We start from the raw sequence: 20,976 nt of genomic DNA on the forward strand, positions 1-20,976 counted from the left end.
ATTTGGAGGGAATAAAAGCAGATAAGCATCACTGAGAATGAATAGCTTATATTCTTAAGAAAGAATATCAAAATCGCTCAAATAAGTCATATTTGAGCGATTTTGTAAGTGCAGTGCTTTTTTCATTCATTATTTATTCGCCAAAATCACCGCTCTTTTTGGGGCAGGATAGCCTTCAATCGTTTTGCTGTGATCTTGTGGATCAAGGAAATCAATCAGGCTTTCGTTTTCTAGCCATTCGGTTTTACGTTGTTCTTCAAGGCGGGTTACAGCCACATCAACACAACGCACATTGTGAAATCCACTCTTTTCTAGCCATAAAATCAAAGCATTGACAGAAGGAATAAAATAGACGTTTTTCATTTTTGCGTAACGATCTTGCGGTACAAGTACGGTGTTTTCATCACCATCAATGACTAACGTTTCAAGTACTAATTCCCCACCTGCCCTTAGCTGATTTTTCAATTGAGCGAAATGCTCAAAAGGGGATTTGCGATGATACAACACCCCCATTGAAAACACGGTATCAAATACCCCTAAAGGTTGCATTTGTTCAATACCAAGGGGAATTAAATTGGCTCGGCGATCATTATTTAACAATTTACGCACCGCCTCAAATTGGCATAAAAAGAGTTCTGTTGGATCAATGCCTACCACCATTTTGGCACCTTCGCCTAGCATTCGCCACATATGATAGCCACTGCCACAGCCCACATCTAAAATTAAGCGATCTTTTAATGGTGTAAGATGAGGTAGTACGCGATCCCATTTGAAATCAGAACGCCATTCGCAATCAATATGAATACCAAAAAGGTGATAAGGCCCTTTGCGCCAAGGCATTAATTGCTTAAGATGATACACAATGCGCTGACGTTCACCTGCATTTAGTTCAATCTCACTTTCAGATTGCACCGCATTTTTTAAATTAATTTGGTTGGCGTGTAAATTAGGTAGAAAGTCCACAATTTTTGCCCACTTGGTGTAATCGCCGTGGGTTTGTTTTTCCCATTGTTTAAGTTGAGCGGGGAGCGTTTCAAGCCAAGCTGAAAGTGGGCTTGTGGCAATTTGTTGATAAAAAGGACGAAAATCGATCATAATTTATAAACGGAACATTCCAAAAGAAAAGGTTAAAATTTGAGAAAGGTCATATTTTACCTGATTTGGTACTGTTATTCTATTTCCCTTTTCGTTAGACTAGCCAACAGAAAAACAAGCAAACAAGATTAATATGGAAACCGTAGAATTATTAGTTAATGTAACGCCGAGTGAAACGCGTATTGCCCTTGTAGATACAGGAATTTTGAAAGAAGTGCATATAGAACGGCAAGCTAAACGTGGCATTGTTGGCAATATTTATAAAGGTCGTGTAACCCGAGTATTGCCGGGAATGCAATCGGCTTTTGTGGATATTGGTTTGGAAAAGGCAGCCTTTTTGCACGCCTCTGACATTGTTTCACACACAGAATGTGTGGATGAAAACGAGAAAAAACAGTTTATCGTGAAAGATATTGCAGAGCTAGTGCGTGAAGGGCAAGATATTGTGGTGCAGGTGGTGAAAGATCCTCTTGGCACAAAAGGAGCAAGACTGACTACAGATATTACTCTGCCTTCTCGCTACCTCGTGTTTATGCCAGAAAACAGCCACGTTGGCGTGTCGCAACGTATTGAAAGTGAAGAGGAACGTGCGCGATTAAAAGATTTAGTATTGCCTTTTTGTGATGAATTAGGTGGTTTTATTATCCGTACCGCGGCGGAAGGCGCAAAGGAAGAAGAACTCTTACAAGATGCAGAATTTTTAAAACGCTTATGGCGTAAAGTAATGGAACGCCGTGCAAAATATCCAACACGTTCAATGCTTTATGGCGAACTTGCGCTTCCGCAACGTATTTTGCGCGATTTTATCGGCGTCGATCTAGAAAAAATCCGCATTGATTCTAATCTTTGTTTCAATGAAGTGAAAGAATTTACCGAAGAATTTATCCCGAGTTTAACAGAAAAATTAGTACTTCATTCTGGCAATCAACCACTATTTGATGTGTATGGAGTAGAAAATGCCATTCATACCGCATTAGATAAGCGCGTTAATTTGAAATCGGGCGGTTATCTTATCATTGAGCAAACGGAAGCAATGACCACCATTGATATTAATACGGGGGCATTCGTAGGGCATCGTAACCTTGAAGAAACGATTTTTAATACCAATATTGAAGCAACCAAAGCGATCGCCCAACAGCTTCAACTGCGCAATCTGGGGGGCATTATCATCATTGATTTTATTGATATGCAGTCAGAAGAGCATCAAACTCGTGTATTGGAATCGTTGCAAGAAGCCTTAGCGAAAGATCGCGTCAAAACCAGTGTAAATGGTTTTACTCAGCTCGGTTTAGTGGAAATGACACGCAAACGAACTCGTGAGAGCCTAGAACACGTTTTATGTGATGAATGTCCCGAATGTAGCGGACGTGGACGAGTGAAAACCGTAGAAACCATTTGTTACGAAATTATGCGTGAAATTATCCGCGTGCATCATCTTTTTGATAGCGAAAAATTTGTCGTATATGCCTCAAGAGCGGTTGCAGATTATTTAATCAATGAAGAAAGCCACGGATTAATTGCAGAATTAGAAGTCTTTTTGGGTAAACAAATTCAAATTAAGACCGAGGTTTTTTACCATCAGGAACAATTTGATGTTGTGGTAATGTAAAACTTCACTAAAAAGCACCGCACTTTGCTTATGAAGTGGGTCTGAATATTAGAATTTTTTTCAACACAATGGCGCTCAGTTTTGTCCGCCCTATCTTTATAAGAGAAAACAATGCTAAACAAAGTAACCCAATCCCTACTTACGCCAAGCCAGTTGGCGACGCAAGATTTAATAAATGTCTTTAACCTTATGGATCACCGCAATATTGATTATGCCGATTTATATTTCCAACTTAGCCAAGATGAAAGCTGGGTGTTAGAAGACGGTATTATTAAAGAAGGCGGTTTTCATATTGATCGCGGGGTAGGCGTGCGTGCAGTAAGTGGCGAGAAAACAGGTTTTGCCTATGCCGATCAAATTAACTTAGCAAGTTTACAACAATGTGCCAACGCAGTGAAAGGCATCGCTCAGCCTATGCAGCAAAGTTTTATTTTGCCACAGCCGTTTATGCCAGTTTCTGCAGTGCAGCGTTATGCAGCGATTAATCCACTGGAAAGCCTAAGCAAAGAAAAGAAAATTGAATTATTGCATCTGGTGGATCGCACTGCGCGTTCGGCTGATCAGCGCGTCACCAAAGTTTCCGCTAGTTTAAGTGCCATTTATGAAGAAGTGCTTATTGCCGCAACAGATAGCACATTAGCAGCGGATATTCGCCCTTTAGTGCGTTTGTCTATTTCTGTATTAGTTGAAGAAAATGGCAAGCGTGAACGTGGTAGTGCAGGTTGTGGGGGGCGTTTTGGGTTAGATTGGTTTTTTGAGATAGATAACGGCGAAATGCGTGCAGTGGCCTTTGCAAAAGAGGCAGTCCGTCAAGCCTTAGTCAATCTTAACGCCATTCCAGCCCCCGCTGGATTGATGCCCGTTGTGCTTGGCGCTGGTTGGCCCGGTGTGCTATTGCACGAAGCGGTCGGACACGGTTTAGAAGGCGATTTCAATCGAAAAGAAAGCTCTTTGTTTACTGGAAAAATTGGTGAATTAGTCACTTCCCCACTTTGCACCATTGTTGATGATGGTACATTGCCCAATCGCCGAGGTTCGCTGACCATTGATGATGAGGGGGTGCCGAGCAAATGTAACGTATTGATTAAAGAGGGAATTTTGCAAGGCTATATGCAAGATAAAATGAATGCGCGTTTAATGGGCGTTGCCCCTACGGGCAATGGTCGCCGTGAAAGTTATGCCCATTTACCTATGCCAAGAATGACCAACACTTATATGCTAGCTGGTAAAAGTAAATTTGATGATCTTATAGCTTCCGTAGATCGTGGGATTTTTGCACCGCACTTTGGTGGAGGGCAAGTGGATATCACTTCAGGAAAATTTGTGTTCTCAACTTCAGAAGCTTATTTGATCGAAAATGGCAAAATTACGAAACCCGTAAAAGGGGCAACCCTAATTGGTAGTGGTATTGATGTGATGCAAAATATTTCAATGGTCGCCGACAGCGTAGAAATTGACCACGGCATTGGCGTATGTGGAAAAGAGGGGCAAAGTGTTCCTGTTGGGGTTGGTCAGCCCGCATTAAAAATCGAACAAATTACGGTGGGGGGAACGAACTAACGCCTTTGTGGTAAAAAACCTAGCAATAATGCTAGGTTTTTTTATTGACTATTTATTAACGTTAAATGCTTCTAAGGCTCTTAATGAATAAGTATAAGCTGCACCCGCGTTAAGGGCGATGGCGGTGGCTAATGCTGCAGCAACTTCTTCTTCCGTCGCACCTGCTTTGACTGCTTCATCTGCGTGTACTGCAATGCAACTTTCGCAACGTGTGGTAACAGCAACAGCAAGGGCGATGAGTTCACGTGTTTTAGCATCTAATGCTGAGGCTTCCATTGCACTTGATAATGCACCGTATGCCTGTAACATTTTCGGATATTTTTTACCAAGTTCGCCGAAAGATTGCTTAACGTGGGTCTTTTCTTGTTTCCAGTCTTTAAACATTGTTTACTCCTATTTAATCAAATCATCTCTGTTTAGTTTGTATTATTATGAGATGATTTATTCGGTCTATCTTGTAAAATCATCTCAATTTGTGGTTAAAAAGTCTAACAAAATACTTTATGATGATTGCTTAATAATAGTGAGGTAAAAATATTGGATATTTTAGATCATTTAATTGAGTTGGCGCAGATTAAAGGGGAAATTCATACCCATTGTTTATTTCAAGGTGAGTGGCAATCAGTTCAGCCAAGTGCGGCACAAAATATGGGCGTTTTCCATATTATCGTGCAGGGCGAATGTGAAGTGATTGTAAATAAAGAAAAAATTTTCCTAAAAGCCGGGGATATTTTCTTTTTACCGGAGGGTGATTTGCACTATATTCAAAGCCGACAATTTGCAGAAAAGACACCAGCGTCAATTGAAAAGCGTGAAAATGGCTTATTTCAAAGGGCAAGTAATGGCTTAGATAAAAGTGATTTTGAAATGTTCTGTGGGGCGTTTTATTATGATAAACAGTCTATTTTATTCAAAATTCTGCCGCATATTTTGCATTTTTCGATATATCAAACACCAATTGAACAACTTATGGCATTATTCCGTTTTGAGGCAGAAGGGGAAACACAATTTGCTGGCAGATCGATTATTAATGCCCTTTCATCCGTGCTGTTTTCTTACATTTTACGCGATTATGTTGAAAAACACGAAAGCAAAATGGGGCTACTTGCGGTATTGCAAGATAAACGTTTATCCGTCGCGGTGCGTGCAATTTTGCAGCAGCCTGAGCAGAATTGGAATATGGGAAATCTTGCGAAAATTGCGAATATGTCGCGCGCCAATTTTATTCGCGTTTTTCAAAAGAAAATGGCGATTACGCCGGGAAAATTTCTGGCTCAAGTTCGTATGCAACAGGCATCAATGTTACTCAAAACGACGCAGAAAAACATTCTGACTATTGCTTTAGAGATAGGCTATCAGTCAGAGGCTTATTTTAGTCGCGTCTTCAAGCAATATTATGGCATTTCGCCAAATCAATATCGTAAACAAGGAGAAACGAATGGCTGATCCACATATTCAATCATCGATGGATTGGTGTGATTATTTTACGGTCATCATTTATCGTTGCGGTTTTGTCTTAGCAGCAATAATGACGGCACTGTTACCTTATTTTCCAGAAATTGCCTATTTAGGCTTACTCTGTGCGGCGTTATGTTGTGCCTCATCATTGCATATCTATCTGAAAAATATCCGTTTTCTATTGCAATTTGCCACTTGGACAGCATTGTTATGCCATTTAGTTGGAATGCCACAATTAGCAATAGGCGGCGCGTTGCTGACACTGGGTGGGTTGTCATTTAAAGAGTATTTTTGTTTTCGTATTTTTGGATTAAATTTGCAACCTCTCTTTCTCGCTTTATTGTGGCTTGCGGAAGTCTTAAATTATTCCTTACTTCTCAATGGGTTATCAGTGATTTCTGCATTACTTTTTGCACTGCTTGCCATTCAAAAATGGCGAATGCCATTACATTTTGATATTGGGGATAAGACTAAATATCAAATTTAATCGTCGGCAACATCAAAGCAGCGAGAAATTTTATTTGCCAAGAGATGATTGTCTTGTCTGATTTCGCATTATAGAATTGAGAAACCTCATTCTTGCTTTTATAAAAGCAGGATTTTATTGATATTTTTATGAATAGGATAAAACCGTGATTTCACCTGAAAGCCAAGTGCTAGAACGCCATCTTTCTTTATTTGAAAATCGAAATGTATTATTTACTGGGGCGTTGAATGATGATTTTCCACAACAATTATGCAACAGCGCAAAATCGGTACATTGTTGGACGTGGTATTTTGATTATGCAAAAGACAAAAGTGCGGTGGATTTTTCCGTCGATTTTATACCGACTGCGGATCTTATTGTTTATTACTGGACAAAAAACAAACAAGAAAATCAGTTGCAATTAATGCAGCTTTTATCACAATGCTCACCTGAGCAAGAAGTATTGATTATTGGTGAAAACCGTAGCGGTGTGCGTTCAGCGGAAAAAATGCTTTCTCCGTTTGGTGAAATTGGCAAGATTGATAGTGCAAGACGTTGTGGGCTTTATCATTTTTGTTTGAAAAAACCACCGCACTTTGATTTAGCGAAATATTGGAAATCCTACCAGCACGCTCAATTGGGCGATCTGACCATTTTCAGTTTACCCGGGGTGTTTAGTGCAACGGAGTTAGATGTGGGAACGGCGTTATTGATTTCTACATTAGATCACCCAATTAAAGGTCGTGTGCTAGATATGGGCTGTGGAGCAGGGGTAATCGGGAGCTATATTAAGCAGCATAATCCAACGGTTGCACTGACAATGACGGACATTCACGCTTTAGCGGTTGCTTCAGCCCAGCGGACTTTCTTAGAAAATAATTTGCAGGCAGAGATTTTTGCAAGTGATGTCTTTTCTCAAATTGAAGGAAAATTTGATTTGATCATTTCTAATCCGCCTTTCCACGATGGGGTGGATACCGCATTTCGTGCCGTGTCAGAACTTATTTCACAAGCTAAATGGCATTTAAACGAAGGGGGAGAGCTGCGTATTGTGGCAAATGCTTTCTTACCTTATGCGGATTTATTGGATCAGCATTTTGGTTCGCATCAAGTGTTAGCCAAAACGAATAAATTTAAAGTTTATTCTGTTTATTATTAAGATAAAGTGCGGTAGAAAAATTTTAAATTTTCTACCGCACTTTGGTTTTGTGAGTGATTCCTTGCGCTACGTTTCTTTTTTCAGTAAGAACACGCCATAGTCAGCAAAATGAACATAGGCTTGGCTGATGGTGGGATCAAAACTATCTGGCTGGCAATTAATGAGTAACGGTTTCTCGCCCCATTGTGCGACAATTTCCCAGTGATTGCCCATATACACCGCACTTTGAATTTCACAGCGTTGTGTTGCCTCTCCTTGTTGCGAAAGACGTACCGCTTCAGGGCGAATACCGACTAAGCATTCCCCGTCTGCTAAACCGAAAGATTGCACATTGGGTAAGGAAAATGCATATTGATTGACGGTGATTGTGCCGTTTTCAAGTTTTCCGTCAAAAATGCTACTTTCCCCCATAAAATTCGCTAAAAATAATGAGTTAGGGTGTTGATAAAGTTCTTTCGCAGACGCTTTTTGCATAATTTTCCCCTTGTGCATTACGATCACTTCATCAGACACCGCAAAAGCTTCGCTTTGATCGTGAGTCACATAAAGGGAGGTAATGCCAAGGCGTTGTTGTAGTTCGCGGATTTTTTCACGCATACTACGGCGTAAATTCGCATCAAGATTGCTCAGTGGTTCATCAAATAATAGCACTTTCGGCTTTAATACGAGGGCGCGAGCTAAGGCAACGCGTTGCTGCTGACCGCCCGAGATTTGATCCACATAACGATCTTCAAAGCCGGCTAAATCGACCAATTCCAACGCTTCTTTAACACGTTGTTTGCGCTCAGCCGATCCAACGCCTTGCATACGCAAACCGTAGCCCACATTATCGCCAATAGACATATGCGGGAACAGCGCATAGGATTGAAACACGATACAAATATCACGATTTTGAATGGAAGATTTGGTTACATCTTCGCCATCAATAAAAATCTGCCCTGAGGTTGGGCTTTCCAACCCCGCGACAAGGCGCAGCACAGTGGTTTTGCCGCAGCCAGAAGGCCCAAGTAAGGTAACCATTGAGCCTTGTTTTATGGAAAGATTAAGATCATCGATCACCACCGCGTTACCAAAGGATTTGGTGACATTTTTTAATACTAAAAAATCATTATTCTTCATTTTGACAACCTAATTAATTCATTTTTTTCGCTTTAGAACGTGCAATGCGTGTATCGCCCACTAACCAATCAAATAACAAGATAATCGCCATCATTACTACGATTAAAATTGAGCCATAAGCAATGGCCACACCGTATTCACCATCTTCTACACGGTTCAAAATATAAGAGGTCGCCACTCTTGTATCTGCGGTCACTAAAAATACGATCGCACTGACTGTGGTCATTGCTCGTACGAAACTCGTTACTAATGCAGATAATAAGGCGGGTTTAAGTAACGGAAAGACAATATACCAAATGGTTTTTAATGAGCTTCCTTTTAAGGAAAGTGATGCTTCATCAAGGGATTTATCAAGCTGTCCTAAACCTGCCACAGCGGCGCGCATACCTACAGGCATATTACGCATAACCATTGATAGTACAATGATAATGCTCGTTCCTGTAAGGTAAATTGGGGCATTGTTAAAGGCAAGAATATAGGAAACCCCTGCCACGGTTCCGGGAACGGCAAAACAAAGTAAGGTTAAAAACTCAAGGGTTTTCTTACCTTTAAAATCACGGCGTACCGTAATGTAGGCAATCAGCAAACCAAAAATTGCGGTGATTGGGGCTGCGGTGGCGGCAAAAATCACTGTATGAATAAGTGATGGCCAAGCACCGTCACTAAAGCCTTGTCCAAACAAGGTGAGATAGTGTTTAAAGGTGAAGGTGTAATCCACTCCCCAGTTCATTGTGAAACTGCCGTAGAAAATACTGCCGTATAACACTGCATTAAACAGTACCCAGAAAGCAAGGGTAAAAATAATGAAAAATTTCATCGCACTCGGTAAATCTTGCACATCGCCACGATAAGATTTACCCGAAACCGTAACGTATGAACGATTACCTATCCACAAATATTGGATAATAAAAATACCTAAGGAAAAAATTAATAAGAGACTTCCTAAAGTACTCGCTGAAGCATAATCTAACTGTGAACCTGCAATATAGAAATAAATTTGTGAAGAAATCACATCAAAACTACCGCCTAATACAAGTGGGGTACTAAAATCAGCCAAGGATTGGATCGCGACCACTAAAAACGCATTGGCGAGTGCAGGTTTGAGTAGAGGAAAAATAATATTAAAAAAGGCTTGGTAGCGATTCGAGCGTAGCGTGTAAGCTGCCTCTTCAATAGAGGGATGAATAGATTTTAGCGCGCCTTCTAAAATCATAAATGCCATAGGTGTCAGCGCGAGGGTGTGAGCAATGATAATCCCGGTAAACCCATATAACCAGTTGCTACTAAAGCCAAAATATTCTACCAAAAATTCAGTCACATAACCTGAACGCCCAAGCATTAAGGTTACGCCTAACCCTACCACGAAAGGCGGGGTAACAATAGGTAAAATGGAGAAAATTTTTCCGATGACTGCGGTGCGTTTCGCAATACGTGTCGTATAAAGAGCGAAAATTAAACCAAATAATGTCGCTAAAATCCCCACCGTGATTGCCACACTGAGCGAGTTACCGATAATCCGAATAATATAAGGTTTTTCGATAATGCTGATCACTTGACTTGGCACAAAGTCCCCATTGTCATAAAACATTGAGACAAAAATTGCCAAAGTTGGATAAACAATAAAAAAGAAAATCAGCAAGACAATGCTAATTAGCGAGGCGATGATAAATTTATCCCCTTGCATCACCTTCATTTTTGCTAAACCCTGCGTTGCAAGAGCAATCAGGCTTAGAATTAGAATAAAAATAGCATAGCCGAGATTGAATTTTTCTATGGTGGCAGAAATAAATACGAACAGGAAAATCACTAAAACTGCTATAAATTCGGCAATGCCCTGTTGCCGTTCGCCTTTTCCTTTGAAAACAGCTGAAAAGATGGGTACGAATGCTAATGATGCAAACCAAAACCAACTTAAATTAAAGCTTGCCCAGCCCATTGCTTCATAAATTTCATCCGCAGTAGATTCTGCTAAGCCATAATACAACGCCATCGAAGGCAAGCAGATAAAACCCAACAGCGCTAGCAAAATCCAAAATAGGCTACAATTAAACATCTGTGACAGCTTTTTCATAACATCTCCGTGAAACACCTATTACTTCGCCAATTTTACTTCATTTACCCATCTGTCAATGAGATGACGACGTGTTTCGTTTGAACCAAATTTATCAAAATTATAATCGATCAAATTCAAATCAGCAGGTTTAAGTGCATAAGGTGAAGGTTCTGCATTAATGTTTGTCGCAACGTGATGAGATTGGGCTTCTTTCCAAGATAATTCTTGCGCCTCTTTTGACATTACCCAATCAGCAAATCGTTGTGCATTTTTTAGGTTACGTGCATTTTTGATAATACTTACACCCCCTAACTCATAGCCCGTTCCTTCGCAAGGTACGATCAGTTCAATTGGCGCACCTTGTTGTTTTTCAAAAGAATAATTTTGTAAAAAACCAATACCAATCGCGGTTTCACCTCTTGCCGTATTGCGTGAAGGGGCTGTCCCTGCTTTTGGATATTGTGAAATATTTTGATGGATTTGTTTGAGGTAATCAAAGGCTTTATCTTCTCCCCAAAGCTGTGTAAAAGTCGCTATTGCCGTATAAGCCGTGCCAGAGCTTTGTGGATCAGCAATTTGCACTTCATTTTTTAGGCGAGGATCTAATAGGTCTTTCCAACACTTTGGTATTTCTGTGATGCCTAGTTTTTTCAAACGTTCTGTATTAACGCCAAAACCTAAAACCCCCATATAAATAATAGAACTTTTTCCATTCCCAAGTTTTTGGAATTGTGTCATTACTTCATTGCGTTTTGGAAAATCATAAGACGCAATTAAGCCCAACTCTCCCGCTTGGAGGTGTGTATCAAAAGGGCCACCAACCCAAACATCGGCTTGAGGATTATTTTTTTCAGCCTCCATTTTGGCAAGCGTGCTACCAGAGCTATTGCGAATAAAAGAAGTTTTTACCTTATATTTCTGCGCAAATCCTTGCACCGCTTTTTCGCATACAATATTTTGTGCGCTACAATAAACCACTAAGCGCCCCTCAGCAAAAGCCCGATTAGAAAGACTTAATCCTGCTAGTAATAGACTAGACAAAATTAGATTGGACGTTACTTTTTTCATTACCCACCTCACTATGCTAAGGCTAAATTACTGCGCTAATTTCACTTCATTCACCCATTTGTTAATTAGGCGTTTGCGTTCTTCGGAGGCACCGTATTTTTCAAAATCATAATTGATTAAATTAAGTTTAGTTGGATCAAACGCCGTAGGGGATTGTTCTGCGGTGATATTCGTGAGGGTTTGGAAAGCACGCCCTTTTTTCCAGGCTAATTCTTGACCTTCTTTCGACAAGGCCCAATCCACAAATAATTTGGCGTTATCCAAGTTGCGCGCACCTTTTAAGATACTCACACCGCCTAGTTCGTAACCTGTTCCTTCGCAAGGGACAACTAATTCAATTGGCGCACCTTGTTGTTTTTCAAGGGCATAGTCGTGTAAGAATCCTATCCCTACGGTGGTTTCGCCTCTTGCCGTATTGCGTGAAGGTGTGATGCCCGATTTGGTATATTGGGAGATGTTCGGATGAAGTTGTTTAAAGAAATTGAAAGTTTGATCTTCTCCCCATAATTGTACAAAGGTCGCAATTGCTGTGTAAGCTGTACCTGAGCTTTGTGGGTCAGCTACTTGAATTTCACCTTTTAAGCGAGGATCGGTCAAGTCTTTCCAGCATTTAGGGACATCTTTGATGCCTAATTTTTTCAAGCGTTCAGTATTCACACCAAAACCTAAAATACCCATATAAATCGCAGAGGTATAATTGCCTTTGACTTTCGCTGGATCTTGGAATTTTGGCATAATTTGTTCAACATTAGGTGAACGATAGGCTTCCAATAAACCAAGTTCTCCTGCTTGAGATTGCGGATCAAGGGTACCACCGTACCATACGTCAGCTTGAGGATTTTTCTTCTCGGCTTCAATTTTGGCAAAGGTGCTGCCTGAACCATTACGGATAAAAGAGGTTTTAACATCATATTTTTGACCGAAGGCTTGGGTTTCAGCCTCACACATTTCATTCGTTGCGCTACAATATACCACTAATCGTCCCTTGGCTTGTGCTTGCACACTGAATATTAAGGCTGACGTGGCAAGTGCGGTGGAAATTGCGAGAGAAATTGCTTTACCTTTCATTGTCGTACTCCTTATGGTTTGTCGAGAAAATCAGCTATCTTATTGATTAATCTTAATTAAATGCGGTTAATCCTATCTGAATGGGATAAAAAATGCTGTGAGCAATATCACAAAATAGAAGATTTCTTTCGTTTTATTTTATTAAAAGGGGGAAACTATTATCAAAAAGTGAATTTTTTCTTTATAATTCGCAAATTACTCATTCGTTTAATTGAATCCTATTATGTCAGATCAAGATTGCATTATTATTGCTATTGCAGGGGCTTCCGCATCAGGAAAAAGCCTTATTGCTTCGACCATTCATAAAGAGCTTCGTGATGAACTCAGTTGCGAAGACATCGGCATCATTTCCGAAGATAGCTACTACAAAGATCAAACCCACCTTGCTTTTGAAGAGCGCATTAAAACCAATTACGACCACCCAAATTCAATGGATCGTGATTTATTATTGCAACATTTGCGCGCATTAAAAGCAGGCAAGGCGGTAGATATTCCCGTTTATAGCTATGTGGAACACACGCGTACTGGTGAGACCACCCATTTCAAACCAAAGAAAGTGATTATTTTAGAAGGGATTTTGTTGCTCACAGATGAACGCATTCGCCAAGAGGCGAGCATTTCTGTGTTTGTCGATGCACCATTGGATATTTGCTTTATCCGCCGTTTAAAACGCGATATGGAAGAACGTGGTCGTTCTTTACAATCGGTAGTGGATCAATACCGAGCAACGGTTCGTCCAATGTTCTTGCAATTTATCGAACCGTCGAAACAATATGCGGATATTGTTGTTCCTCGTGGTGGGAAAAACCGTATTGCAATCAATATGTTAAAAGCACAGATTTTGCATCTACTGAAAGGCAAATAGGGGATAACAATGAGATTATGTGATACTGACATTGAACGTTATTTAGATCAAGGTATTATCAGCTTAACGCCACGCCCAGATAATGACAAAATCAATGGTGCAACCGTTGATGTACGCTTAGGTAATTCTTTCCGTGTATTTCGTGAGCATACAGCGCCTTATATTGATTTAAGTGGCAAAAAAGAAGAGGTTTCTGCCCAGCTTGAAGCGGTGATGAGTGATGAAATTCTCATTGATGACGGTGAGGCATTCTTTCTTCACCCGGGGGAACTTGCCCTTGCTACCACTTTTGAAGCCGTATCTTTGCCCGCAAATATTATCGGTTGGCTAGATGGACGCTCTTCCCTTGCTCGCCTAGGGTTGATGGTTCACGTTACAGCACATCGCATTGATCCGGGTTGGAATGGGCGAATCGTGTTGGAATTTTATAATTCAGGTAAATTACCTTTAGCACTGCGTCCAAAAATGGTGATTGGCGCATTAAGTTTTGAAGTGCTAAGTGGTGAGGCAGCCCGTCCTTATAATCGCCGTCAAGATGCGAAATATAAGGATCAGCAAAATGCGGTAGCCAGCCGTATTGATAAGGATAAATAAGCAATGAAAAAGAAAATAATATGGCTAATCGCACTGTTGTGTGTTGGGCTATGTTTTCTTTTTTGGCAGAAATCACGTTTAACCGCACAACTTTCTGCACAGCTTGCGCAACATCATATCCAAGTGACGAAAGTAGAAAGTCAGCTTTTCCCTACTCAATTATCCTTACATCAAGTTAAGTTTCAACAAAAAGCGCGGTGGTTTTTTTTCGAAAAAATTGTGCTTGAATTCAATCCTATCACCTTGCTTAGTGGTCAGCTTACGCTGAATGAGCTTCAGTTGCATAATGGCAAAATGGCAGGTTCTCAATGGCAAGGGCTAAATGTTAGTCTAACCCCCAGCGCACTTGCTTGGCAGGATATTTCCCATTTATTCAATGCGTTATCACAAAATGCCTCATTGAATTTAACCTCTCCTTTGCAAATGGCGTTTAGCGCACAGGCAACACGAAATGAAAGTCAACTCCATTTACAAGGAAACTTGCAACTTTCCAATAATGGCTTAACTTTTCAGCAAATTGCCGGGCTGTGGCAGTTTGAACAGCCACTTTATGGCGATGTGAATACAGTGGTATTGCAATTATCACAAGGGAATTTACACAGTGAAACCCAAAACCAAACTCAGCATTACCAACTTGATTTTACGGATCTTAGCATTAATCAAATACCATTTTCGCAGGGAAAAATTCTGCTGGAATTTCAACCGCACTTTATAAATGGCAACCTTGCCTTGTTATCACAAGGGAATATGAACTTCCAATTTAATCAAGAATCACAACGTTTGCAGTTTTCCGCACAGAATATCGCCATAGAACAATGGCTAGCATTGTTGAAATTACCCGTATTGGCAACAGGGCAAGCTCAATTAAAAGGAGAAATGGAACTGGTTGCACAGAAAATCAAAAAAGGGCAGGCGAGTTTACAGATTACCAATGGCAAAGCGAAAAATGTCAATCTGTTAGCCATCGTGGCACAACGTTTGCCGATTAATTATGATACAGAACGCTTGCAAAATATGGATTCGCCTTTTGAACTGTTGAGTACCCAATTAATCTGGGATCAGCAAACAATGCAATGGCAAAATTTACAATTACACGATGCTTATTTTCAACTGGCAGGCGAAGGGACAGTGGATCAAGTCAGCCAGCAATGCGATTTTCGCGTTAATCTCAATTTGCGTGAGAAAAAATATCAACAGATCCAACTGCCGTTACATTTCTTTGGTGATTGCTATTCGCCACAATATCACATTGAGTCCACGCAAGGATTAAAAAAACAACTTAAAGCGCTATTGAAACAACATTTTTCCCATTGAGAAAAAACCAAACTTCTATGCTAAAATAGCCCCCTTTTTTGCTAACCCCAATTAACAATGTTATCTCCCAAAATTGTTCGCCGTGTAAAATTATGGCGCGTTATTTGTATGGCGTTTTCCGCGTTTATTTTCAACACCACCGAGTTTATCCCAGTGGCACTATTATCGGATATCGCGAAAAGTTTCCAAATGCCCGTCAGCCAAACTGGGCTGATGATCACCATTTATGCGTGGATTGTTTCCCTGCTTTCCTTGCCCTTTATGTTACTAACCGCAAAGCTAGAACGGCGTAGCTTGCTGATTAAACTATTTATTCTGTTTATCTTGAGCCACATACTGTCCTGTGTGGCGTGGAATTTTCACGTATTGCTGATTTCTCGCATTGGCATTGCAATCTCTCATTCTGTGTTCTGGGCAATTACCGCCTCGCTTACAGTACGCCTTGCACCGAAAGATAAAAAAGCACAAGCGCTCGGTTTGTTAGCAATGGGCAGTGCATTAGCAATGGTGTTAGGTTTACCTTTAGGGCGTATTATTGGACAATGGCTGGGTTGGCGAACCACCTTTGGCGTGATTGGTGTGGTGGCATTTATCGTATTGATTTTTCTCTATAAATTATTACCGCACTTAGTGAGTAAAAATGCCGGTTCATTGAAAAGTGTTCCGATTTTATTTAAACGTCCACTCTTAGTCGGATTATTTGTTCTTACCGCCATTGTGATTTCAGCTCATTTCACCGCATATAGCTATGTTGAACCTTTTATGATCCAAGAAGTGACTATTGCGCCAACAGAAACGACCCTGATTTTATTGCTGTTTGGTTGTGCTGGAATGATCGCAAGTTTTTTATTTGGTCGCTTTCATCGCTTTGGACCGGCAAAATTTTTACTTATTGCAATGATAAGTCTAAGCCTTTCCTTGTTTTTATTGCTATTATTAAAACAGCATTCTGCGTTTACCTATCCATTAATTTTATTATGGGGAACAGGTATTGCAGGGATTGGATTAAGTTTACAGATCCGTATTTTACAACTTGCTCCCGATGCAACAGATGTCGCAATGGCAATATTTTCAGGGATTTATAATATCGGCATTGGTGGCGGCGCATTATTAGGGAATCAAGTGATGCAACATTTGGGATTATCTTATATCGGTGTGGTTGGCGGAATACTGGCATTATTTAGTATGCTGTTATTTTTATTTATTCATTTACGTTATCGTTATTTGCCAATCCAGATAACGCAATAATTAAGTGCGGTGGAAAAATAGCTCATTTTTCTGTAGGTAATAAAAAAGGCGATGGTTGATCGCCTTTTATTTTAACTATTTCTTTGATTTCTTTATAAATTTCATCAAACGTTTACGCTTACGCAACTGATTTGGAGTCAATTTATTGCGTTTCCCTGCAAATGGGTTACTGCCTTCTTGGAATAGTAAGCGAATTGGTGAGCCAATGATTTTTAGACTGCGACGATAATAGTTTGATAAATAACGTTTATAGCTATCTGGCAGGCGATCAATTTGGTTACCGTGTACCACAATAATTGGCGGATTATAGCCACCCGGATGAGCGTATTTTAATTTGATTCGGCGACCACTCATCATCGGCGGTTGATGTTCATCAGTTGCCATTTGTAGGATACGAGTGAGCATTGAGGTGGTCATTTTTTGCGTGGCACAAGCATAAGCCTCTTTAATGGAATCAAAGAGATTGCCCACACCGCTACCGTGTAATGCGGAAATAAAGTGAACTCTTGCAAAATCAATAAAATCTAGGCGACGATCTAATTCTGACTTTACACGATCTTTAACCTCTTGATCTAAACCGTCCCACTTGTTTACCACGATGACTAAAGAACGCCCCGCATTTAAGATGAAGCCGAGCAAGGAAAGATCTTGGTCGGAAATCCCTTCACGCGCATCAATGGTGAGTAGTACCACATTGGCTTCTTGAATTGCTTGTAAGGTTTTGATTACAGAGAATTTTTCTACCGTTAAATGCACCTTGCCCCGTTTACGTACCCCAGCGGTGTCGATGATCGTGTAATGCTGACCATCACGTTCCATCGGAATAGAAATGCTATCTCGTGTTGTACCGGGGAGATCGTAAACCACGACGCGATCTTCACCTAAAATACGGTTCGTGAGGGTGGATTTACCCACGTTAGGACGCCCTACAATAGCAATTTTGATATTTTGCTCTTGTTCGCTTTCTTCTTCCTCAAGGGCTTCATCTAAAAGCTGGCTATCTTCTTCGTTGTTGAAATCAAACTCGTGATCCCATTCATCATCTTGGTTTTCTTGGTTATTTTTCACCGCACTTTGGTTTTGCGCTGCTTCTTTTTCCGCATTCTGTTCAGCAAGGGGGGCAAGCACTTGTTCCATTAACGCGTTTACGCCACGCCCTTGTGAAGCGGCGATTTGTACAATTTCGCCTAACCCAAGCTGATAAAATTCAGCACAATGTGAATCGGCATCAATACCGTCAGTTTTATTGGCAACCAGCACGGTGGTTTTATTTTGACGTTGGCGTAAATATTGGGCGATGCCAATATCGGCAGAAGTTAGTCCAGCACGTGCATCAACAAGAAACAATACAATGTCAGCTTCTTCAATGGCAAGTAAGGATTGCTCAGCCATTTTTTCTTCAACACCTTCTTCAGTACCGTCAATACCGCCCGTATCGATCACGATAAAATCATAACCAGCAATATTGGCTTGACCATATTTACGATCGCGTGTTAACCCCGGGAAGTCGGCAACAAGGGCATCACGAGTACGTGTTAGGCGATTAAATAAGGTGGATTTCCCCACATTTGGGCGACCCACAAGGGCAACAACAGGAGTTGTCATAAAAACCTCTATCTTCGTTAGGGCAAATTTTCACGGCAAAAACAAAGTGCGGTGAAAAAATAACAAGTTTTTCGCAAAATTGGCTAATTATAGCGGATTTTACCCTGAATGAGAAATGGCTTATTGGATAGGTTAAAGGCTAACTAGAAGGAAGTATTTTTAGCAAAATGTTAAAATTTTTTGTGATCGCTGTCATAATTTCTTAACAAATATTTTACTAAATCGATTAAATCAGCATAGAATGACGACCCAGTTAAGTCATAAAATTAATTATTGATGGAGTAGTTTGTATGGCTCTTTTTTTGAGTATTTTTCCTATTGTTTTATTAATTTATTTAATGGTAAAACGTAATGCGTTGCCATCTTATGTTGCTTTGCCGTGGATTGCAGTAGTGGTATTAATTATTCAATTTATTTTCTTCGGTACAGATATTGCCATTGTGAGTGCCAATGTTACCGCGGCATTGGTGGCGGTTCAAACGCCAATTACGGTGATTTTCGGGGCGATTTTATTTAATCGTTTTTCTGAAACCTCAGGGGTAACGAATACATTACGCAAATGGTTGGGAAACATTAATCCAAATCCTGTTGCACAAATTATGATTATCGGTTGGGCATTTGCGTTTATGATTGAAGGAGCGAGTGGCTTCGGAACACCCGCTGCAATTGCCGCACCGATTTTAGTGGGATTAGGTTTTCCGCCATTAAAAGTGGCGATGTTAGCCTTAATTATGAACTCGGTTCCCGTTTCTTTTGGGGCGGTAGGTACGCCAACTTGGTTTGGATTTGGGCCTTTACACCTTAATGAAGGACAAATTTTAGAAATTGGTTCAATGTCAGCATTAATTCATTCGTTTGCGGCATTAATTATTCCATTAATGGCATTACGTTTAATTGTCGGCTGGAGTGAAATTCGTAAAAATCTTGTCTTTATTTATATCAGTATTTTTGCTTGTGTGGTGCCTTATTTCTTATTAGCACAAGTAAATTATGAATTTCCATCATTAGTGGGTGGGGCAATTGGCTTGTTGGTGTCTGTATTCGTGGCGAATAAAGGCATCGGTTTAGCAAAAGTGGAAAATAACCTTGACGACAATGCAGTAAGTATGGGGCAAGTGGTAAAAGCCTTATTGCCAACCGGGTTACTCATTGCGATTTTGATTGTAACACGTTTGCAACAATTACCATTCAAAGCAATGATGAACGATGCGACAACTTGGCTTAGCGTGCAATTAGGCTCATTAGGTTTATTTGAAATTAGCCACGGCTTGATTTTCAGCTTAAAACACATTTTTGGCACATCAGTTAATGCAAGCTATAAATTGCTTTATGTGCCAGCATTAATTCCATTTGTGGTAACCGTATTAATTTCTATCCCATTATTTTCATTGTCGGCAAGTAAAACCAAAGAGATTTTTATGGGAAGCTTAAGACAAACTCGCAATCCATTTTTAGCACTCGTTGGGGCATTAATTATGGTGAATTTAATGCTTGTGGGTGGCGATAATTCAATGGTGAAAATTATCGGTCGAAGTTTCGCTGAAGCCACAGGGGAATACTGGACATTATTTGCTTCTTACTTAGGCGCGGTAGGGGCATTCTTCTCTGGCTCAAATACGGTTTCTAACCTGACCTTTGGTAGTGTTCAACTTTCCACAGCAGAAATTACGGGCTTGTCAGCCACCCTTGTGCTTGCCTTACAATCTGTGGGCGGCGCAATGGGGAATATGGTATGTATCAATAATATCGTTGCGGTAAGCTCAGTATTAAATATTGATAAACAAGAAGGCACGATCATTAAGAAAACCATTATACCAATGATTGTTTATGGTATCATTGCCGCACTTGTTGCATTATTTATTATTCCACTTTTCTTTAACGTTTAGTGCGAATTATTACAAATCAGGCAGAGGCAACTTTGCCTGATTTCTTCATTTCTATTTGATTATGTTGGAGTAATTTATGAACGTAAATTTTTACGTTACTTGTATCGCTGATGTTGTGAAAGCCGGCGTTGCAAAAAATACAGTATTATTACTAGAAAAATTGGGCTGTCATATTGTTTTCCTTGAAAAACAAGGTTGCTGTGGACAGCCTGCGATTAACAGTGGTTATACCAAACAAGCCTTAGCAGGAATGAAAAACTTGGTAGAGACCTTTGAAGTGAATGATTACCCTATCGTTGCCCCAGCTGGATCTTGTGTTTACGCAATTAAAAATTATCCTGAATATTTTAACCGTTTTGGTGAGGTTGAGTGGGCTGAACGCGCGCAGAAAGTGTCTGATCGTTTTTATGATTTAACGGATTTTATCGTTAATAAATTAGGCGTAACCAATGTGGGTGCAAGATTAACAGGAAAAGCAGTTTATCACCCCTCTTGTAGTTTAAGCCGTAAATTAGGCATTGTGGACGAACCTTTAACCTTATTACAAAATGTGAAAGGGCTAGAATTATTGCCAATTCATAATCAAAGCACTTGTTGTGGTTTTGGTGGAACGTTTTCCGTCAAAATGGCAGAAATTTCTGGTGAAATGGTTACAGAAAAAGTGGCGCATATTACTGAGGTTGAGCCAGACTATTTAATCGGTGCAGATGTGAGTTGTTTGCTCAATATAGGCGGACGTTTAAGTCGTGAAGGCAAAAAGGTGAAAGTGATGCACATTGCTGAAGTATTAATGCAGGAGGAAAAATAAG

The 20,976-nt window shown here is 40.3% G+C and carries 18 protein-coding genes; 11 read left to right on the top strand and 7 right to left on the bottom strand.

Annotated features, from left to right (window positions below):
* Positions 1-129: 129 nt before the first annotated feature.
* Positions 130-1,095 carry a tRNA 5-methoxyuridine(34)/uridine 5-oxyacetic acid(34) synthase CmoB gene (gene cmoB / locus L5B90_RS07525; RefSeq protein ID WP_265762568.1) on the bottom strand — a complete coding sequence of 322 codons (966 nt, stop codon included), beginning with the start codon at positions 1,093-1,095 and terminating at the stop codon, positions 130-132.
* A 133-nt stretch (positions 1,096-1,228) separates the two neighbouring features.
* Between cmoB and rng the strand changes: the two genes are divergently transcribed.
* Both rng and tldD read left to right on the top strand, forming a co-directional pair.
* On the top strand, positions 1,229-2,704 hold the full coding sequence (gene rng, locus L5B90_RS07530) for a ribonuclease G (RefSeq protein ID WP_250349504.1): 1,476 nt from the start codon (positions 1,229-1,231) through the stop codon (positions 2,702-2,704).
* Positions 2,705-2,815: 111 nt separating this feature from the next.
* Positions 2,816-4,264, top strand: coding sequence for a metalloprotease TldD (tldD, locus tag L5B90_RS07535; RefSeq protein WP_265762569.1), 1,449 nt, complete (start codon positions 2,816-2,818; stop codon positions 4,262-4,264).
* Positions 4,265-4,312: 48 nt separating this feature from the next.
* On the opposite strand, the gene L5B90_RS07540 is transcribed toward tldD, so the two are convergent.
* Positions 4,313-4,648, bottom strand: coding sequence for a carboxymuconolactone decarboxylase family protein (locus L5B90_RS07540; protein ID WP_250349506.1), 336 nt, complete (start codon positions 4,646-4,648; stop codon positions 4,313-4,315).
* A gap of 153 nt (positions 4,649-4,801) precedes the next feature.
* On the opposite strand from L5B90_RS07540, the gene L5B90_RS07545 reads away from it, so the two are divergent.
* The 3 genes from L5B90_RS07545 to rsmC all read left to right on the top strand — a co-directional run bounded on the left by L5B90_RS07545 (position 4,802) and on the right by rsmC (position 7,347).
* Positions 4,802-5,710: an AraC family transcriptional regulator gene (locus L5B90_RS07545; RefSeq protein ID WP_265762570.1), complete on the top strand. Its 909-nt coding sequence runs from the start codon at positions 4,802-4,804 to the stop codon at positions 5,708-5,710.
* The gene (locus tag L5B90_RS07550; RefSeq protein ID WP_265762571.1) at positions 5,703-6,209 is read left to right on the top strand and encodes a DUF2301 domain-containing membrane protein; all 507 of its coding nucleotides are present in this window, start codon (positions 5,703-5,705) and stop codon (positions 6,207-6,209) included. Before L5B90_RS07545 ends, L5B90_RS07550 begins: the two co-directional genes overlap by 8 nt.
* 145 nt (positions 6,210-6,354) lie before the next feature.
* Positions 6,355-7,347, top strand: coding sequence for a 16S rRNA (guanine(1207)-N(2))-methyltransferase RsmC (gene rsmC, locus L5B90_RS07555; protein ID WP_250363565.1), 993 nt, complete (start codon positions 6,355-6,357; stop codon positions 7,345-7,347).
* Between the two features lie 66 nt (positions 7,348-7,413).
* Here the strand turns inward: rsmC and fbpC are convergent, their stop codons facing one another.
* Genes fbpC through L5B90_RS07575 form a run of 4 tightly spaced genes read right to left on the bottom strand, consistent with a single transcriptional unit; the run spans position 7,414 to position 12,655 of the window.
* Positions 7,414-8,466 carry a ferric ABC transporter ATP-binding protein gene (gene fbpC, locus L5B90_RS07560; protein WP_250363564.1) on the bottom strand — a complete coding sequence of 351 codons (1,053 nt, stop codon included), beginning with the start codon at positions 8,464-8,466 and terminating at the stop codon, positions 7,414-7,416.
* A 13-nt stretch (positions 8,467-8,479) separates the two neighbouring features.
* Complete coding sequence (locus L5B90_RS07565; RefSeq protein ID WP_265762572.1) at positions 8,480-10,537, bottom strand: ABC transporter permease; 2,058 nt, start codon at positions 10,535-10,537, stop codon at positions 8,480-8,482.
* 21 nt (positions 10,538-10,558) lie between these two features.
* On the bottom strand, positions 10,559-11,587 hold the full coding sequence (locus L5B90_RS07570) for an ABC transporter substrate-binding protein (protein WP_265762573.1): 1,029 nt from the start codon (positions 11,585-11,587) through the stop codon (positions 10,559-10,561).
* Positions 11,588-11,614: 27 nt separating this feature from the next.
* Positions 11,615-12,655 carry an ABC transporter substrate-binding protein gene (locus L5B90_RS07575; RefSeq protein WP_265762574.1) on the bottom strand — a complete coding sequence of 347 codons (1,041 nt, stop codon included), beginning with the start codon at positions 12,653-12,655 and terminating at the stop codon, positions 11,615-11,617.
* A 223-nt stretch (positions 12,656-12,878) separates the two neighbouring features.
* Here L5B90_RS07575 and udk point away from each other — a divergent pair, with 223 nt between their 5' ends.
* Genes udk through L5B90_RS07595 form a run of 4 tightly spaced genes read left to right on the top strand, consistent with a single transcriptional unit; the run spans position 12,879 to position 16,676 of the window.
* Positions 12,879-13,520, top strand: coding sequence for a uridine kinase (gene udk / locus L5B90_RS07580; protein ID WP_250349513.1), 642 nt, complete (start codon positions 12,879-12,881; stop codon positions 13,518-13,520).
* A 9-nt stretch (positions 13,521-13,529) separates the two neighbouring features.
* Positions 13,530-14,114 carry a dCTP deaminase gene (gene dcd, locus L5B90_RS07585; RefSeq protein WP_265762575.1) on the top strand — a complete coding sequence of 195 codons (585 nt, stop codon included), beginning with the start codon at positions 13,530-13,532 and terminating at the stop codon, positions 14,112-14,114.
* Between the two features lie 3 nt (positions 14,115-14,117).
* Positions 14,118-15,428 (top strand): hypothetical protein, encoded by a 1,311-nt coding sequence (locus L5B90_RS07590; RefSeq protein ID WP_250363558.1) that lies wholly within the window; start codon positions 14,118-14,120, stop codon positions 15,426-15,428.
* Positions 15,429-15,485: 57 nt separating this feature from the next.
* Positions 15,486-16,676 (top strand): sugar transporter, encoded by a 1,191-nt coding sequence (locus L5B90_RS07595; protein ID WP_265762576.1) that lies wholly within the window; start codon positions 15,486-15,488, stop codon positions 16,674-16,676.
* A gap of 75 nt (positions 16,677-16,751) precedes the next feature.
* Here L5B90_RS07595 and der read toward each other — a convergent pair whose 3' ends face one another.
* A complete protein-coding gene (der, locus tag L5B90_RS07600; RefSeq protein WP_265762577.1) occupies positions 16,752-18,281 on the bottom strand; it encodes a ribosome biogenesis GTPase Der in 1,530 nt (509 codons plus the stop codon).
* A gap of 290 nt (positions 18,282-18,571) precedes the next feature.
* On the opposite strand from der, the gene L5B90_RS07605 reads away from it, so the two are divergent.
* Together L5B90_RS07605 and L5B90_RS07610 are read left to right on the top strand one after the other, a co-directional pair.
* Complete coding sequence (locus tag L5B90_RS07605; RefSeq protein ID WP_265762578.1) at positions 18,572-20,167, top strand: lactate permease LctP family transporter; 1,596 nt, start codon at positions 18,572-18,574, stop codon at positions 20,165-20,167.
* Positions 20,168-20,243: 76 nt separating this feature from the next.
* Positions 20,244-20,975, top strand: coding sequence for a (Fe-S)-binding protein (locus tag L5B90_RS07610; protein ID WP_265762579.1), 732 nt, complete (start codon positions 20,244-20,246; stop codon positions 20,973-20,975).
* Position 20,976: the final 1 nt, after the last annotated feature.

Source organism: Avibacterium sp. 20-129 (assembly GCF_026226845.1).
GTDB lineage: Bacteria > Pseudomonadota > Gammaproteobacteria > Enterobacterales > Pasteurellaceae > Avibacterium.

Bases quoted from the DNA above. Each gene is read 5' to 3' on its own strand.
- udk (WP_250349513.1), top strand. From the start codon at position 12,879: ATGTCAGATCAAGATTGCATTATTATTGCTATTGCAGGGGCTTCCGCA.
- L5B90_RS07610 (WP_265762579.1), top strand. From the start codon at position 20,244: ATGAACGTAAATTTTTACGTTACTTGTATCGCTGATGTTGTGAAAGCC.
- L5B90_RS07550 (WP_265762571.1), top strand. From the start codon at position 5,703: ATGGCTGATCCACATATTCAATCATCGATGGATTGGTGTGATTATTTT.
- rng (WP_250349504.1), top strand. From the start codon at position 1,229: ATGGAAACCGTAGAATTATTAGTTAATGTAACGCCGAGTGAAACGCGT.
- L5B90_RS07575 (WP_265762574.1), bottom strand. From the start codon at position 12,655: ATGAAAGGTAAAGCAATTTCTCTCGCAATTTCCACCGCACTTGCCACG.
- tldD (WP_265762569.1), top strand. From the start codon at position 2,816: ATGCTAAACAAAGTAACCCAATCCCTACTTACGCCAAGCCAGTTGGCG.
- L5B90_RS07570 (WP_265762573.1), bottom strand. From the start codon at position 11,587: ATGAAAAAAGTAACGTCCAATCTAATTTTGTCTAGTCTATTACTAGCA.
- dcd (WP_265762575.1), top strand. From the start codon at position 13,530: ATGAGATTATGTGATACTGACATTGAACGTTATTTAGATCAAGGTATT.
- fbpC (WP_250363564.1), bottom strand. From the start codon at position 8,466: ATGAAGAATAATGATTTTTTAGTATTAAAAAATGTCACCAAATCCTTT.
- L5B90_RS07540 (WP_250349506.1), bottom strand. From the start codon at position 4,648: ATGTTTAAAGACTGGAAACAAGAAAAGACCCACGTTAAGCAATCTTTC.
- L5B90_RS07595 (WP_265762576.1), top strand. From the start codon at position 15,486: ATGTTATCTCCCAAAATTGTTCGCCGTGTAAAATTATGGCGCGTTATT.
- L5B90_RS07605 (WP_265762578.1), top strand. From the start codon at position 18,572: ATGGCTCTTTTTTTGAGTATTTTTCCTATTGTTTTATTAATTTATTTA.
- L5B90_RS07565 (WP_265762572.1), bottom strand. From the start codon at position 10,537: ATGAAAAAGCTGTCACAGATGTTTAATTGTAGCCTATTTTGGATTTTG.
- cmoB (WP_265762568.1), bottom strand. From the start codon at position 1,095: ATGATCGATTTTCGTCCTTTTTATCAACAAATTGCCACAAGCCCACTT.
- der (WP_265762577.1), bottom strand. From the start codon at position 18,281: ATGACAACTCCTGTTGTTGCCCTTGTGGGTCGCCCAAATGTGGGGAAA.
- L5B90_RS07590 (WP_250363558.1), top strand. From the start codon at position 14,118: ATGAAAAAGAAAATAATATGGCTAATCGCACTGTTGTGTGTTGGGCTA.